Source organism: Thalassotalea coralli, from assembly GCF_055786205.1.
This window is the reverse complement of sequence record NZ_JBVVBK010000003.1, coordinates 537,246-553,149: the sequence shown is the minus strand read 5'-3', so window position 1 is coordinate 553,149 and position 15,904 is coordinate 537,246. Positions and strand designations below refer to the sequence as shown.

At 39.9% G+C, this 15,904-nt stretch carries 14 protein-coding genes; 9 read left to right on the top strand and 5 right to left on the bottom strand.

Annotation, left to right across the window (positions count from 1 at the left end; all coding sequences use genetic code 11):
• Window positions 1-3: 3 nt before the first annotated feature.
• Both ACOB80_RS10670 and ACOB80_RS10665 read right to left on the bottom strand, forming a co-directional pair.
• Window positions 4-1,206 carry an NnrS family protein gene (locus tag ACOB80_RS10670; protein ID WP_473165805.1) on the bottom strand — a complete coding sequence of 401 codons (1,203 nt, stop codon included), beginning with the start codon at window positions 1,204-1,206 and terminating at the stop codon, window positions 4-6.
• Between the two features lies 1 nt (window position 1,207).
• Window positions 1,208-1,480: a hypothetical protein gene (locus tag ACOB80_RS10665; protein WP_473165804.1), complete on the bottom strand. Its 273-nt coding sequence runs from the start codon at window positions 1,478-1,480 to the stop codon at window positions 1,208-1,210.
• Window positions 1,481-1,670: 190 nt separating this feature from the next.
• On the opposite strand from ACOB80_RS10665, the gene norR reads away from it, so the two are divergent.
• Window positions 1,671-3,269 (top strand): nitric oxide reductase transcriptional regulator NorR, encoded by a 1,599-nt coding sequence (norR, locus tag ACOB80_RS10660; protein ID WP_473165803.1) that lies wholly within the window; start codon window positions 1,671-1,673, stop codon window positions 3,267-3,269.
• A 57-nt stretch (window positions 3,270-3,326) separates the two neighbouring features.
• Here the strand turns inward: norR and ACOB80_RS10655 are convergent, their stop codons facing one another.
• Window positions 3,327-5,162: a hypothetical protein gene (locus tag ACOB80_RS10655; RefSeq protein WP_473165802.1), complete on the bottom strand. Its 1,836-nt coding sequence runs from the start codon at window positions 5,160-5,162 to the stop codon at window positions 3,327-3,329.
• A gap of 154 nt (window positions 5,163-5,316) precedes the next feature.
• Here ACOB80_RS10655 and ACOB80_RS10650 point away from each other — a divergent pair, with 154 nt between their 5' ends.
• The 7 genes from ACOB80_RS10650 (at window position 5,317) to ACOB80_RS10620 (ending at window position 12,277) form a co-directional block, all read left to right on the top strand.
• Window positions 5,317-7,383 carry a winged helix-turn-helix domain-containing protein gene (locus ACOB80_RS10650; protein WP_473165801.1) on the top strand — a complete coding sequence of 689 codons (2,067 nt, stop codon included), beginning with the start codon at window positions 5,317-5,319 and terminating at the stop codon, window positions 7,381-7,383.
• Between the two features lie 343 nt (window positions 7,384-7,726).
• Window positions 7,727-9,439, top strand: coding sequence for a gamma-glutamyltransferase (gene ggt / locus ACOB80_RS10645; RefSeq protein ID WP_473165881.1), 1,713 nt, complete (start codon window positions 7,727-7,729; stop codon window positions 9,437-9,439).
• Window positions 9,440-9,755: 316 nt separating this feature from the next.
• Complete coding sequence (locus tag ACOB80_RS10640; protein WP_473165800.1) at window positions 9,756-10,034, top strand: hypothetical protein; 279 nt, start codon at window positions 9,756-9,758, stop codon at window positions 10,032-10,034.
• 127 nt (window positions 10,035-10,161) lie between these two features.
• Entirely contained in the window at window positions 10,162-10,770 is a 609-nt protein-coding gene (locus tag ACOB80_RS10635) for an SEL1-like repeat protein (RefSeq protein WP_473165799.1), read from the top strand.
• A gap of 119 nt (window positions 10,771-10,889) precedes the next feature.
• Complete coding sequence (locus ACOB80_RS10630) at window positions 10,890-11,606, top strand: hypothetical protein (RefSeq protein WP_473165798.1); 717 nt, start codon at window positions 10,890-10,892, stop codon at window positions 11,604-11,606.
• Between the two features lie 75 nt (window positions 11,607-11,681).
• Window positions 11,682-11,900: a DUF6500 family protein gene (locus ACOB80_RS10625; RefSeq protein WP_473165797.1), complete on the top strand. Its 219-nt coding sequence runs from the start codon at window positions 11,682-11,684 to the stop codon at window positions 11,898-11,900.
• 56 nt (window positions 11,901-11,956) lie between these two features.
• Window positions 11,957-12,277 (top strand): DUF2834 domain-containing protein, encoded by a 321-nt coding sequence (locus tag ACOB80_RS10620; protein ID WP_473165796.1) that lies wholly within the window; start codon window positions 11,957-11,959, stop codon window positions 12,275-12,277.
• A gap of 125 nt (window positions 12,278-12,402) precedes the next feature.
• On the opposite strand, the gene ACOB80_RS10615 is transcribed toward ACOB80_RS10620, so the two are convergent.
• Both ACOB80_RS10615 and ACOB80_RS10610 read right to left on the bottom strand, forming a co-directional pair.
• Complete coding sequence (locus tag ACOB80_RS10615; RefSeq protein ID WP_473165795.1) at window positions 12,403-13,953, bottom strand: amidohydrolase family protein; 1,551 nt, start codon at window positions 13,951-13,953, stop codon at window positions 12,403-12,405.
• Window positions 13,954-14,109: 156 nt separating this feature from the next.
• Window positions 14,110-15,264 carry a helix-turn-helix domain-containing protein gene (locus ACOB80_RS10610; protein WP_473165794.1) on the bottom strand — a complete coding sequence of 385 codons (1,155 nt, stop codon included), beginning with the start codon at window positions 15,262-15,264 and terminating at the stop codon, window positions 14,110-14,112.
• A 272-nt stretch (window positions 15,265-15,536) separates the two neighbouring features.
• On the opposite strand from ACOB80_RS10610, the gene ACOB80_RS10605 reads away from it, so the two are divergent.
• Entirely contained in the window at window positions 15,537-15,857 is a 321-nt protein-coding gene (locus ACOB80_RS10605) for an antibiotic biosynthesis monooxygenase family protein (RefSeq protein WP_473165793.1), read from the top strand.
• The last annotated feature ends 47 nt before the right edge of the window (window positions 15,858-15,904 follow it).

Below are 15,904 nucleotides of genomic sequence, written 5' to 3'. Positions count from 1 at the left end.
TATTTATGACTGCCTAGGTGCTGTTAGCACAGGCCAGTATGTGAAAAAGAAAATAGAAAACGCCACAATCCATAGCGCTGCACTTAATAGCCAGCCGAAGTGTAAGTAGCCGAAAATAGGAACTACCACACGCGCTATTAATGTCAGAATCAATAGGATGAATGAAAAGCTTACAAGTGGCTTAGTGATTAATTGCCTACCGGTATGACCAAGCGATACGCGAGAAATCATCGCGAGAATCATTAGTCCGATGGCGCCGATAGTAATCACGTGTAGTGCGCTACTAAACGTTAACCATGGAACAAAGTAACTAGCGCCTGAGCAAATCAATCCTGCGCCCATGAAAAAATAAGAAAAATGTAATGACCACAACAGAGGAACGTTAGAGGTATGGAAGCTAGACCATCGACTCATACGAATTAGGTGAAGCGTACCCGCAAAGATCATAAAAAATGCTGGTGAAATAGGCGTGTCTACAAACTTGCTTAATAGAAATAAGGCGATACCTATAATTGATGTGGGTAGTAATATTTTCTCTAACCAAGCAATGGGGTCTTTTACTGTCGTGTTTGCCCCACGAACAGTAAAAAATGGGATCACCCTGCCACCGACTATTGCCATCAGCAAAGTAAAAAGCAAAACAGAAGTCTGAATAAAGTGTGATGCTACTTGATGATACTCGAGAAAAATCGTTGCCAATATAATAAGGTTAAAGCTAGCCAGAATGATAAGCAGTGGGATAAACAAGTAATTTCGCTTGTTTTGGCTGCTGTAAACTAAATCAAAAAAGACAGACACCACCGTAAGCCACCAAATGGCTTGCAAAGCAATGGCGAACAAGATGCTGTAGGTATTGTTGACATACATGAGTACTCTAATCACTAACCAAAGGCATAGCAGCAAAGCGACAGGTAGACCTTTAATGCTGGCGCGTCCTGTCCATGTTTGTACCGCAGTTAGAATGAAACCAACAGCGACAAGTACAGCAAAGCCAAAAATCATTTCATAGCTGTGCCATAATACTGAAGACATTAAGGTGTGGTTTAATATCTCTGCACCTAGCAAGGTAATAAGCCACAAAGACATGCTGATAACTGAAAACAGCGCCGCGGCGAGAAAAAAAGAACGAAAGGGTAATTCCCATACAGCATGGTTAAACAGCGTGTGGTTTTCTTTTTCTTTTGTTAATGGTTCTGAAATATTCATATCAGAACACCTTAAAACCTAGGCCGTGAACGCCAACGCACCTTATTACATAACCCACTTTAAAAAGCGCGGCAAAGATAATAGTTGAGATATGCGCTGCTATTTGTGCAACAATTGAAAAATGTTGCTCAAACTGAAAAGTAACTAATAAACAAAAGCTTGCCACCAAAAAAGATACAATCATTGCCCAGTTACCGCCGACGATGCACTTTTGAAAACTAAGTTGCTGCGCAGAATATTGGGTTTTGTTTTCTACTGTGAAGTTTGAATACATACTGACACCCTTTCAGTAAAGTTTCTTAAATCTACTTTGGATATATCAAATCTAATGCCAATGTTTTAATTGTTTGATTTTATTGTGTTTAGTTGGTTTTTTGTTTCGTTATGTGTCATTTTGACTGATTGCTTGTTGTAGTCATTATGACTACACTGTGTATTAATGACTTGCAGGGTGTCTTTTAGCTATGAACAACCTTTCCGATAATCAACTACTGGAGCTTTCTCTTGAGCTCGCCCAAAGTGTCGCGAGTGAGCATAGGTTTAATGATTTTCTCTCAGCGATCAGGAAAATAGTGTCGTGTGATGCGATAGTGTTGTTATCGTATAAAGGCGAATACTTAGAGCCACTGGCACTGCAAGGGCTAAGTAACGACACCATCGGCCGCCGATTCTTAATAAGCGAGCACCCACGCTTTGCCAGTATTTGCAGTTCTGACAAAGCGGTACGTTTTCCTGCTGACTCTCCCCTCCCTGATCCCTACGATGGGTTGGTTATAGCAACAGAGGGTGATCTGCCAGTTCATGCTTGTATGGGCATTCCTTTGTACTTTTCTCAACAGCTTATTGGGGTTTTAACCTTAGATAGCTTAACGCCGAATACTTTTGACCTGCTTTCTGAGCGGTCGTTATCGTTACTGGCTTCAATGGCGTCGGTTTGCTTACATACTTCGCTTGCGATAGGCGCTTTAGAGGCTAATGTCAGCCATTCTCGGGAGGTGCTACGGGCGATGAACGAAACCGTTGGCTCTGACGGTGTCGAAGATATGGTCGGTCAAAGTCCGGCAGTAAGTAAATTAAAGAATGAAATTTCTCTAGTTGCTCCTTCCAACTATTCAGTTCTTATCCAAGGGGAAAGTGGTACAGGTAAGGAGCTGGTGGCACAAAACCTACACCAACAATCTGGACGTTCAGGCGCTGCTTTCATTCATATCAACTGTGCGGCTCTCCCTGAAAACCTAATTGAGAGTGAATTATTTGGCCATGTAAAAGGAGCATTTACAGGCGCGTTAAACAACCGCTCTGGCAAGTTTCTTGTTGCGGATGGTGGTACTATTTTTCTTGATGAAATAGGTGAGTTGCCGTTAGCTGCACAAAGTAAATTACTTAGAGTACTGCAAAACAACGAAATTCAGCCTGTTGGCCAGGACGGTATTATTACTGTTGATGTCAGAGTAATCGCGGCAACCAATAGAGACTTAAAAGCAGAAGTGGAAAATGGTCGTTTTAGAGCAGACTTGTATCACAGGTTAAATGTCTATCCGATTCAAGTGCCTCCACTTCGAGACAGAGCTGGCGATGTATCACTTTTAGCTGGCTTTTTTATTGAAAGGGCGAAACGTAAGTTAGGGGTTGGGCAGCTTAAGCTTTCGATTGAGTTGATGGGGCTGTTAGATATTTATCACTGGCCCGGTAATATTCGAGAGTTAGAACATCTGCTTAGTCGAGCTGCTTTAAAGGCTTGTGCGTCTATTCCTGCAACGAATAGACACAATGAAATTGTTTCTATTCAAGTTTCAGACTGTGAAGAACTTATTCACTTAGATCAGACGATGTCCGCTAGCCAGCATCATCAACAAGACCCAGAACCATTATCACAATTGCAAGACACAAGCATTAATTTGAGAAAGAGCGTAGATGACTATCAACGCAAACTACTTAAAAATGCGTTAGAACTAAATCAAGGTAATTGGAGTAAAGCAGCGCAGTATTTAACGGTTGATAGAGCAAACCTTATGCGCTTAGCAAAACGCTTAGGCGTTAGCGTTGATAAAGTTGTTAATTGAAATTCGAATAAAAAGGCACTAGGCGTGCCTTTTCACAACTTACAAGCGCTGGATTCGTTACTTAGTGGTTCTAGCAATTCCCAATATTAAGAAAGATAGCAATAACCATAGCGGTACGCTTCCGCCGCCACTTGATGAATCTGAGGCTGTTAATGTAACCACTTTTTCCTCAACTACGGATAAAGTTAATTCGATACTAAATGCTTCCCCAGATGTATCAACAGCAGTTACTGTTCCTGTATAGTCACCCACAGCACTAGGACTTCCTGTTAACGAACCTTGTTCATTGATCACAATGGTTTCGTCAAAGCCTTCTGCACTAAATAGTAAGCTATCTCCTGCGTCAATATCTTCGATGTAGGTCGACATTTCGATAGCAAAGCTTTCTCCTAAAACGATTGATTTAATGGTATTTGGAATATCTGATGTCTGCATTGGCGCGTCATTAACATTGACAACTTCAATGTCAAAAGCAGGTAGTTCATCATCTTTCATTCCATTGCTGACAGAAATAAATATTTGCTGAAAGTTGCCTACATCAGAATTGTCGGGCGTACCATTTAGCTCTCCGGTTATTGAAGAAAATTCAGCCCAGTTAGGCTTGTTTTCAATAGAGAATGTCAGTTGTGATTGCTTTCCTGGATACGCTAAAGTAGGTGTAAAACTATATAATTCTCCCTGAGGCACTGAGCTTGTTGCCTCTCCTGACAAGGTTGGTTGTGAGTCCACAACCGTCGGGTTTTCATCAACACCGTCATCTATACCATCTTCGTCAGTGTCAGCCGACAGCGGATCAGTACCTAGGGTATATTCGGTCACATTAGACAAGCTATCGCTATCTGGGTCTGCGGTGGCATCATCAATTAAAGGGTTTAATCCTACTTCAACTTCGTAGCCATCAGGCATAGTATCGCCATCACTGTCAGGATTATTGGGATCAGTTCCTAATTCCTGCTCTTCGTTGTCGGTTAAACCGTCATTGTCAGCATCTTTAGACGTATATAACCGATAAACAAAGGTTGCTCCATTTAATTCACTGGTGCTAGATTCTGTAATTTGCGTATTATCACTGCCATCGATGTTAATTCTAAAAACTTTAAATCGATTATTGTAAATGAGGTGATTCTCACCATCTGCTTGCACACCTGCTGGTAAAAGGCTAGTTGCCAAGGTGCGCTTAAAAGCACCTGAATCGATATCATAAACTAATATTTCATTGGTTTTTTCTGACGTAACAAATAGTTCCTGACCAATGATAGCAATGCCTCGAGCTCTATCTAAGCCATTTGAGCCTTTTGCTATCCATTCACTAACAGATCGGTCAGCTAAATTTACCTTAATCACGTTATCGCTGTCGTAGCCGGGGGCATATAGCATATTATTTTCAATGACCATGCCAGCATCTAACCCGCGAATAATGCCGTTGTTACCAGGAAGAGTAACATCGGTTACTTGCCAGGTTTCAGGATCAATTTTAACGACTTTGTTTTCAGAGTAACTGCCTACATATAGTTGATTATTGGCATCTAGAGCTAACGCTAAAGGTGTATCAATAAAGCCTGAGGTATCACCACTTACAACAATTTCACCACCTGATAGTGATTCTGCGTCAAAAGTGACTAAACGGTCATTCTTTTCACTAGCGACAAGTATCTTGTTGTTGGGTAATTCAATGATAGCTTGAGCACCTGCAATTAGACCTTGATCATCGAGACTTTTGATAAAAGTACCATCGCAACCGTCAAATACCTGCACATTATCTTGATCATAGCTGCTGATTAATAAAACATTGTCACAATCTGTTGATTGTTGTTCTTTTGCTTGAATATTTGTTGATATACTGCCAACCAAAAATAGCGAGCTAGCGAGAATAGAAAATTTTTGAAAGAGCATAATTCACCTTGTTATCGTTTTTGAATGCTCTCAAACTAGCTAGCAACGAGTGATAAAGTCCTTTCCAAAGTGACTTAAAAAGCTCCTTTTTTCCTCCTTTTTACAAAAAGAAGAATTAATTATATTTAAATAACAATAATTTAGAGTTTTATTAGTGAAAAGTATTCATTTTTTACATTGGCAGTTCAATCCAGAAGATGGTCGTTTAACTAGCGAACATACACAACTTCGATTAACTAAACTTCAAGCCAAATTACTCGAATATTTGTTGAAAAATGATCAAAAACTTCTAACCAGAGAACAATTAATTTCGTATTTGTGGGAAAACAAAATCGTCAATGAAGACGCACTTTCACGAAATATCGCCCAATTGCGAAATAGTTTAGGTGACAATTCCAAAGCGCCTATCTTTATCGAAACGGTTCCCAAAAGGGGCTATCGCTTTATCGCTCCTGTGATAAAACAAACGAGTGAACATCAAGCCTCCACAGACAATATTGAGCCAAAAGAGACGGTTAGAACAAGCTCTGCTGTGAACAAAGTCAGTATTGTTTTAGGCGTAACCATACTAACTATCTGCTTTTTTTATTACTTGTCGTACTCAAATAAGGTTATTGATTGGCAAGACGCAATCAATAATGCCAGCCGACTTACTGCTGATGCTGAAGTTGAATTTCAACCCGAAATCTCTTCTGATGGCCGTTTTATCAGTTACAGTTTTGACGATAATGGCCAATATGCAGTCGTAATTAAAACACTCGATAAACAAGTTAAACATCATATTCGCGACAAATTAACGCATTTTATTTCTCCAGTATTATCTCCCGATAACAAGCAACTTTTAGTTGCAGCTTATAAAAGCAAAGACTGTGAAATACGTCTGTTCCAACTGCCGGAATTAGTTTCTCAGCCTATCAGTAGCTGTCAGGTGGCCAACTTATCTGGCATATTCGATTGGTCGTCTGACGGTACCAAATTTCTTTTTGTTGATGCGTCTGAAGAAAACAATCAACCTGCTATCTGGCAGTTTGATACAGTGACACAACAAAAAACACAAATCAGTTTCCCTGCTCAAGCAAGCGAATTTGACACCCGACCGCGTTATTTAAATGGTAATCAAGAAGTTAGCTTCACCCGAGGTACAGATTCAGTTCGCAACATATATTCTTTGAAAATAGGAGCTAAAAAGAGCGATATTCGTCAGCTAACCAACGAACACGCAATGATCTTGGGCTTTGACTGGTTTGCTGATGGTAAGCAGCTCATCTTTGATTCAAATAAGCGTGGCGACAAAAACTTGTGGTTATTAAATTTGTCGACCGATAAGTTAACCAACCTAGGCGCTAAGGATGGACAACTACCGTCTTTAAGCGACAATCAAGCACTCTTGTTTCAAGAAAAGCGTTATCAAGCCAATTTGTGGATGACAGACTTATCTGATAATTCGCAAGAAAAAATCATTTCATCAGCAAAATTTGATAATAATCCAAGTTTTTCGCCAGACGGCAAACAACTGGCATTTATTACTAATCGACACGGTATAAGCGAACTTTGGTTCTATGACACGACCAACAAAACCAGTCACTCCGTTTTATCTATTGAGAATGAGCATCTAATTGCCCCTCATTGGTCTAAGGATGGCGATTCACTTTTAATCACTAGCTTTAGCGAGCATGGCTATCAGTGTTTACTTTTTGACGTTAAGCAAAACATAACGCATAGAATTCCTACAACGAAGCCAGTTTCGCAGTGTAGTTATAAAAGTGACGGACAAATAGTGGCAATAAGCAAAGTATCTGGCGAACTTTCTCAGCTGGTTTCAGTGTCTACTCAAGGTGAAATCTCAGCAATTACGTCAGATGGCGCTGCCACTTTACGAACTTTAGACAATGGCAATGTGATATTTACCAAGCCCAATCAAAACGGACTTTTTCTAATAGATAATAAAAATAACGTCTCTAATATTATTCCCGAGATGTCAGACAATTACCAAAATCAACTTGCCACTGTTGGCAAATTTATCTATTACCTCGACAAGCAGAATAACCAATTGGCTATTTGGCGCTATAACGTGGACGCAAACACTAAAGATTACGTTACTGACTTCGTACCATCGGCGGTAGGTCGCTCACTCGCTGTGTCGCCTGATCACAAAAAAATCGTTGTTTCAAAACTCGATCGGGTTGATAGTGATCTGTACATCGGCGAAGCAGAAAATTAGCGTTAAGTTGAGTGATTAAGGTAAATGCTTCCGCGCTGAGCAATCGCACTGGCAAGTTCTTTTAATTACTAATCAAAGCTTTTTCATTACAGGCTAAGCATTTAACCGTGTTCACTTTCTGGGTTATACAGCCATAACCTTTGGCTATGTAGTCGAGCGGTTTTTCTATTCAACTTGGCGTGTTTAGTTTGATATAAGTAGCAGATTAGTCGTAATTTGACACCAACATTTGAATTGGTGGAATGCCATTGTTACCGAGGGGTTTATGAAAAGACGTATCAAGTCAGGAAAATTGAAAAATATCGCAGGCTTATTTACCACATCAGCACTATTTGCTTGTTTAATGTCTGTAACGGCCTCTTCGTCTGCAGTATCCTCGGCGGCAAGTCATGTTAAAGATACTAATGCTGTTATTCGTTATGACGCGATACATCACCCTGTGTTAGGCACAGGCGGTATGGTGTCGAGTCAACGTGAGTTGTCTAGTCAAATCGGTGCTGAAATCCTGCGAAAAGGCGGAAATGCTATCGATGCCGCAGTAGCAACAGCGATTTCGTTAGCGGTGACTTTGCCTCGTGCTGGTAACTTAGGCGGTGGTGGTTTTATGATTGTTTACTTAGCTGAACAAGATAAAACGATTGCTATCGACTATAGAGAAATGGCGCCAGCCTTGGCACATCGCGACATGTTTCTTGATGAAAATGGCAATGTTGATGAAAAAAAGGCGCGCTTTAGCCATTTATCATCCGGTGTTCCTGGCACCGTTGCTGGTTTAGCCCATGCTTTAGAAAAATACGGCACCATGAGTTGGAAGCAAGTGGTTGAGCCTTCAATAGCGTTAGCAGAAAAAGGTATTTTAGTGTCTTATGATTTGTCGGCTAATTTGAAAAGCCGTCAAGAGTGGCTAACGTCGAATAAAGCCACAGCTGAAGTCTTTTATAAAGATCAAGGTATCCCTTTTGAAGCTGGCGAACTCCTTGTGCAATCAGATTTAGCTTGGTCACTTAAGCAGCTGGCTGAAAAAGGTCCTAGTGCTTTTTATCAAGGATCAATTGCAAAGAAAATAGTCGCGGAAATGAAAGCGAACAGCGGCTTGATCACCATGGAAGATTTAGCTAACTACAAAGTAGCAGAACGTGAAGTAGTAAAAACGACTTATCGAGGCTATGACGTGGTTTCTATGCCGCCAAGCAGTTCTGGCGGTGTTCATATTGCGCAAATGCTTAATATATTAGAGCACTTCCCTATTGAACAAATGGGCTTTGGTAGTGCCGATAATATTCACTTACTTTCTGAAGTGATGAAACTTGCTTATGCCGATCGCAGCGAGTTTTTGGGTGATCCTGATCATTTCGATGTTCCAATTAAAGGGTTAACAAGTAAAGAATATGCCGCGAAATTGGCTAAAAAGATATCAATGGAAAAGGCAACGCCATCGGCACAAATAAAGCCGGGAAATCCTGCTCCTTATGAGAGCCCTGATACAACCCACTTCTCGGTAATGGACGCTAAAGGCAACGCGGTTTCTAATACCTATACACTAAACTTTTCATATGGCTCCGGAATCGTTATTCCTGGTACAGGCATGTTGATGAACAATGAAATGGATGATTTTTCTTCTAAGCCTGGTGCACCAAATGGTTTTGGTTTAATTGGTGGTGAAGCCAATGCGATAGCACCGACCAAGCGACCGTTAAGCTCTATGACACCAACCATGATTTTTAAAGACGGTCGCCCATTTGTTGTTACTGGCAGCCCTGGCGGAAGCCGCATTATTACCACTGTACTTCAAGTGTTGGTCAATGTGATGGATCACAACATGAACATGGCGGAAGCTGTTAACGCCCCGCGTATTCATCACCAATGGTTACCTGATCAATTGCAGTTAGAGCCAGGCTTTAGCCCAGACACTAGAGCATTACTAAAAGCCAAAGGTCAGAATGTACAGGACTCAAAATCTATGGGCAGCGTTCAGTCTATTATGTTCAAAGACGGCTTATTTCATGGCTCGTCTGATCCTCGAAGGCCAGGTGCTGGTACAGTCGCAGTAAAATAGCGGTGTTCCTGATAAGAAAAAGCAACGCTAACACGTTGCTTTTTTTGTTTTAAAGCGAAGTAAACAACACAGTGCAAGTTATCAACATTCTTACTTCTTAGCTTCTGAAATACCAACTTTCCCCTATATTCAGGAAAATGAGCAAATTGCGCATTTTTATCCTCTAAGCATTTTTACTCCGCAAGATAAATTGCTTAGCTGGCATATGGTTATGTAATTTGATACAAATACAGATAAGATGAAAGTGAGCAAGGCTGCGGTAGAAATATGCGCAATTTGCGCACTATTAAATTGTTATGTGTTTCTGAGGTATTGAGTGTCGAAGAGGTTAGAAGTAGTATCAAAATCTGACTTGGAAAAGATGCACACAGGCACTTTGATGAGTCGAAGAAATGCATTATTAAAATGCGAAGAGTCATTTGAGTTGTCAGATCAATATCAAGCGGCTAATAATGATGGAATTGAGTTTAAAAATACTCCGCAATGGAAGCAAGCATATCAAGATATCAAAGCTGTCCTATCAACTCGCGAGAATATTCCAAATAAACAAGAACGCAAGGCGTTGCGTCAAGCTAAAGCAAAAAAGTCATGGTAGGTGTGAAAACACATAACAAACGCATTAATGGAATGGACGCCTAAAGCTTGGCTGACGTTCGTTCCTCACTAAATTTTAGCCAAGCATTATTCGCCCATTATGCGGGCGTTATGTTTAAAGGGAGATCATGCGCCTTACTCTACTCATTTTTCTAATAGTCTCGTCAATGTGCTTTGCACAAAGCGATAGAGCTGAGTTATTCCATAGGGCCAATGCTGGGGATTCTTCAGCTCAAAGTGAGTTGGCTTTCAGTTATGGGCATTACTCTAGTCATAGATATAACAGCGACAAGGCAAATTTTTGGTACTGTTTAGCAGCTAAAAACAATAGCGAAGAGGCAAAAATTAATCTTGAGAACAGGCTTGGTAATTCTTGGAAGGATCAGTGTATCACTTTAACTAAATTAGGTTACGACAAAAAATTTAATGAATATTATGAATCAGGAACCAACCTTGGAGCTGTCGTTCTCAAAAAAGATAGAGAAGAAATATACGTCGTACCGTCTGAGCGTTTTTGGAAAGTTGAATGGTCTCAGCAACAATGCCCTAGGGTATGTAAATCCGACATCGTTGTAAAAGGTCAAATATACTCAGATGAACAAAAAAGTACCGCAATGTATGGTGAATTTGAGTTAAATGCCCAAGGAAACTCTTCCGTCATTTGGCTTTTTCCTGAAACAGAGATTCGTATAAATATCGAAGGCTCAAATGTATCTATTACTGAGTTCGTGCAATAAATATAGCAAGCCAATTAAGCGCGGGACTGCTAACGCTTGGCTCAGTTTCACTTCGTTCACAATTTTAGCCAAGCATTTATCAGCCCATTATGCGGGGATTAGGGGTAAAAGGAAGTATCGTGCCAATTGATTATTCAAATTATTCTTTGGATGAATTACTTGATGTTCATGAAAATATAGACAGGGATAATTATCCTGAAAGATATAAGCAATTGTGTGAAGAAATTCAACGTAGAAAAGATACGGGTGAATTTGAACAAAAAATGCAAGAAATCGAAGAAGCGGAAGATGACGATGATGAAAGTGAATTTATCATAGAGTTCTCTGCTGAAGGAAAGGGAACAAATCGTAAGCTCTTTATTGTCGCCTTTTTCTTGATAAATGTTATTGTTCTGGCCTTAGTCTTACCAAAATATATTGTTTCTGATCTAGCTAACATACACGAATATTCAACAGAAATTGACTTCATCGAATGCTATAAAGAAGTCGTCATTGATGATGAAACAGATAAGGTTTATACCTACTTTGATCTCAATATTGGCGCATTTCAAGATACTTTCTCAGCTGTTGGTATTGGCGAAAGAATATGTGAGAAATTAGCGAATAGTTTAAAGGTTGGAACAAATGTGTCCATTTGGCATGAAGCTGGGTTGATCCATCAATTGAAGTCACAAGAAAACATATTACTTCCATACATTTATATGGAACCTAGAGTGCGCGAATTTAGAACTGAAAATACTGGTTTTTATTGGTTTTTCTTAGTGTTTATATGGGTGTTGTTATTCAAGTCTGTAGTGAATGCTTTTTTTCCAGGGACGTTTACTTCTAACGAGTAGATAAAATGGAACTGCTAGTGCCTAGCTTATTCGGCGAGCGTTATAAGTCTTTCATATTTCGAGAAGTTTTAAATTATGAGAAGAGAATTAAGATCAAAAATCATCGAGGTTTGTGATCAAAAGATAGCAAAAAAGGGAGATGACGTTGGCTTGTCTTTCTATGCATTTTTTAAAAATAAAAATGACGATCCTGAACTGTTAATGGAAGCTGCAACTTGGTGGATTCAAACGCATAAATTAGATCACTTTGTTAAGGCTCATAAAATAAAAGAAATGGTTCAAAGTAACTTATAGGTGGCTTATAGCAGGCGTATTACACGGGCTACAAAAAAGTTGGCAAGGAAGACAAAATGGTAAAGTTTTATTTAGTTCTCACTGTGTTAGGGATATTGCTACCGTACGGCGCATTTATTCCTTGGCTCGTTAGCAATGGCTTAGATATAGGTTTGTTGTTCAGCGAAGCGATTGTAAACCCTATAAGCACAATGGCCTGGCTCGATGTTGTGGTTGCTGGTGTTGCGTTAATTGGCTTTATTCTTGTCGACGGGCAAAAGCATAAAGTGAATTATCGATACTTTGCTGTGTTTGGAACCTTAGCTGCTGGCGTTTCGTTTGGGCTGCCCCTTTATTTGTACTTCAAAGAAAAACAGTCTCTTACACCATCACATTAAGAAAAGATTACAGTTGTAAAAACGTTTGTCATTTTTGTTGCCCCGATGGCGCTTGCTATGACTGTCAGATTCAGCGTTATTATTAAATCCGAATCTGACAGCCCATGTCATCGCTGCTTCAGCAATTACTGATCAACAAGCGCATTATCCAATTTAGATAAATACGGCGTAATATCTTTATTTCTGCTGCTGGCGTTGGCTTGTTTAACCTGTTCTAACATCAAGTCTAAAGATTCTCGGGGAAGATAGTTACCGTTGGCGATAACAGCGTCAATGGTTGTAGTGTGGCGAATATCTTCTAGCGGGTTTTTATTGAGTAAAACTAAGTCCGCGCGATAGCCTTTGGCAATAACTCCCGTTTTTATTTCCATCCACTGTGCGGGCACTCGCGTCGCTGACTGCAACACTTGGGCATTGGTCAGCCCTACTCTGTTTAGCGCTTCGAGCTCACTGTGCAGAGAAAAACCGGGGATCATGCCGCAGGCACCTAATGCGTCTGTGCCAGCCATGATGGTAACGCCTTGTTCGATCAGCGCATTGGTGATTATTTTGTTTGCTTCGTTATATGCCCAGTAGTATTTGCGCCACGATTCAATATGTTCTGGTGCTGTGTTGTTTGGGTTTTCATACGAATTTCCACCAGGAAGACAGCCTTTAGATACTGTTGAGCCTTCTAACCAGCCAGGGTTTTGATATTCAATATCAATCGACTGGAAAAAGCCTGTTAAGTCAAAATCTTGTTTAGGTCTGGTTTGATGCAACCAAATAGTAGAAGCGAGCGCTATGTTGTGTTGTTTGAACTTTTTGGCGATATCTGTCGCTTGTTGATTAATATGATCGACAAATGCTTGGCTGTTTTCTCCTGTAAGCCCGCCAAAGTAATTCATTAAGTTATGAGTAATCGAGTCGATGTGAGCGAGTTGAGATTGGCCAGATTGGTATAAGTCATCTAAAGTTAAGCCCACAGGAAGATGCCCGATCACCTTAATACCTAATTGTTTTGCTTCATCGTTGATGGCGAAATAAATGTCGGCAGCAAGATCAGAGCTTAGCTTAATTGCTTGGTAGCCCATTTGTTGAAAGTCTCTAACGGCTTGCCGCCCAGCTTCTGGCGTTAAAAAGCTTTGGTGTCGTTTTTCAAAGCTGCTTCTTAACTTAGCATTAAAGCTTTTTTGACTAGTTACTTTAGGTGAGGCGATGTAAATGTTAGGGCCTAAAGCACCATTTTGTATCTTTTTCGCTAAGGCAAAGTGGTGTTTCATGCCGGTCATTTCACCTACTTGAGTTACACCGTTGGCAAGGTAAAGTAGTAGATCATTGTCACTTTTCTTGATGTGCACATGGGAGTCAATTAAGCCTGGAATAAGGTATTGTCCATTGCCATCAATAACAAGAAAGTGTTCTGGTACTTCAAGCTCAGTGCCTATTGCTTCAATTTTATTTCCGCTTATTAAAACCGTTTGGTTTTTTATCATTTCCGTTGCGTCAGGCGATAAAACATTAACATTTGTGAAGGCTATGTACTTTGCGTTAATGTGAAATTGTGACCGATCAACTTTATCGGTATTACCGCCTAGCATCTGGTCTATCTGCCATTGAAAATATAAGTACACGATAAAAAAGATTGTGGCTAAGGTGAGAGAAATTACTAAGGCTAACTTTTTAATGAATAGCATTGTTAATCAGTTCCAAGTTGTTGGTAAAAGTTAAGCGAATGCTATGGTTTTGCGATAAATTAGCCTCTCAAATGATGATTTGAGAGTAAAAAAAGCCGATTTTTAGTTATTTTTTATAAAAAACGTTGTTTGAATAGTTTTCAGGTAGGTGAAAAATTAGCGGCGATCGCTTTCTAAAGTCGCAAGATATTCTTTAGGAGACATACCTTCAGCTTTTTTAAATACGCGATAAAAACTTGCTTGTGAATTAAAGCCTGCCGCTAGTGCGATATCTAAAATCGAGCTGTTGTTATGGTGCTGATCGCTGAATAGCTGTTTGACGTGATTGATACGATAACGGTTAAGGAGATCGCGAAAGTTGATACCAAATTTTTGATTGACGATCATCGAGATACTTTCAGAGCTTACACCGAGTTGCTCGGCGAGTTGCTTCTGGGTAAGTTCGCCATCTAAGTATATGTTGTCTTGTTCAAACTTGGTTAATAATTGTGCCTCAAGCGCGTGGGTTTCTTCGGCATTTAATTTGTTGGAAAGAGAATTTAGGCTTTTCTTTGATGTGTGAATTTTCAAGCTGTCGTTCTTATAACCCATAAAGCCAATGTAGTATGTAGCAAAAGCGATCAGTAAATTAAAAAATCGCCACCGATACATAGGCTCTTCCATCGCCAGTGATAACGACGTTAGTATTTGGTTGATGGTAAGAACAACGCCAAGTAGCAGGCTCCATAGCACTAAACTTCTAAGCCACTTATAAATGGCTAATGAGCGATAATCTTTAAATTGCTTTAACCAATTCACATAGTGTTTGATTCGAACAAAACCGAGACTCACATAAACTAATGACAAGATCACGATGAGGTAGTCTTCGATGATATTCGATAGATCGAAATACAAGGCACTGGAGATGGTTAGTTTTGCTTGAAAATCAGGCTCACCAACCGTTGCTAAATATACTGTTGTGTCGTAGAGCGCATAAACAATGCCCGGTGCTAAATGCGCTAGGTGCTTTTTCTGAAAGGTAAATTGCGTCTCTGTTAGCGAGAGAATATACAGATACACTAACGGTGGAAGCAGTAATTCCATGCCGACAGGAAAATAACGAAACTCAGGTACATTCCATAGACCTGTGCTATGTAGCAGGACTTTGCCATTCACAATACAAAACACTAAAACGGTTAACCCGAGAAATTGCTTACTGGTGCTGTCGCTTGATTCTTTTTCCTTGTTCACTAGCAATAAGCAACTGGTGACTAGCCCTTGGCTAATACCAATAATGAGTAATATGTCGAAGAAAGAAAAAGATATGGGCACGGTTCTTAGTCTAAAATTACTGAGTTAGTTCTTTGTCTTATATCTATGAGTTAACACATTGTCTTAAATCAGGCATTTAACTCAACAAATAGTGTCGTTGAGCATCTTGATAATAAGAATAAAACTGGCTAATTGTTAGTAGCATATTATTATCATGTCACTAATTGAAGACAAAATGTTCATTCGTCTTTAGTTTAATGGCGATCAACCAGTTGTTATTAAAATGAATTAGCGAGAACACGAATAAGTAAAAACATAGTGATGAGGTATTTATGGCTGACGCAACCCCAAAACCCCCATATTATGCGGTGATCTTTACCTCTGTTAGAACGGATATTGATGCTGGCTACGGTGAAACAGCGGAGCATATGTTACACCTTGCTGAAAAACAGCCGGGCTTTCTTGGTGTTGAATCAGCAAGAGAGGATGTTGGCATTACTGTTTCTTATTGGCGCGATATCGATTCGATAAAACAATGGAAGAGAAATAGTGAACACCAACTTGCGCAGCAACAAGGTAAAGCGCAATGGTATCAATCGTACACAGTGCGAATTGCCAAAGTAGAGCATGTCTACGGTAGCGAAATTTTTTAACTATTTAATAAGTTGCTGAATAGTTTGAAGGAACAATATGTTGTTTC

Excerpts from the sequence above, each read along its gene's own strand:
- ACOB80_RS10655 (WP_473165802.1), bottom strand. The coding sequence starts at position 5,162 with ATGCTCTTTCAAAAATTTTCTATTCTCGCTAGCTCGCTATTTTTGGTT.
- ggt (WP_473165881.1), top strand. The coding sequence starts at position 7,727 with ATGTCTGTAACGGCCTCTTCGTCTGCAGTATCCTCGGCGGCAAGTCAT.
- norR (WP_473165803.1), top strand. The coding sequence starts at position 1,671 with ATGAACAACCTTTCCGATAATCAACTACTGGAGCTTTCTCTTGAGCTC.
- ACOB80_RS10625 (WP_473165797.1), top strand. The coding sequence starts at position 11,682 with ATGAGAAGAGAATTAAGATCAAAAATCATCGAGGTTTGTGATCAAAAG.
- ACOB80_RS10620 (WP_473165796.1), top strand. The coding sequence starts at position 11,957 with ATGGTAAAGTTTTATTTAGTTCTCACTGTGTTAGGGATATTGCTACCG.
- ACOB80_RS10665 (WP_473165804.1), bottom strand. The coding sequence starts at position 1,480 with ATGTATTCAAACTTCACAGTAGAAAACAAAACCCAATATTCTGCGCAG.
- ACOB80_RS10670 (WP_473165805.1), bottom strand. The coding sequence starts at position 1,206 with ATGAATATTTCAGAACCATTAACAAAAGAAAAAGAAAACCACACGCTG.
- ACOB80_RS10635 (WP_473165799.1), top strand. The coding sequence starts at position 10,162 with ATGCGCCTTACTCTACTCATTTTTCTAATAGTCTCGTCAATGTGCTTT.
- ACOB80_RS10605 (WP_473165793.1), top strand. The coding sequence starts at position 15,537 with ATGGCTGACGCAACCCCAAAACCCCCATATTATGCGGTGATCTTTACC.
- ACOB80_RS10615 (WP_473165795.1), bottom strand. The coding sequence starts at position 13,953 with ATGCTATTCATTAAAAAGTTAGCCTTAGTAATTTCTCTCACCTTAGCC.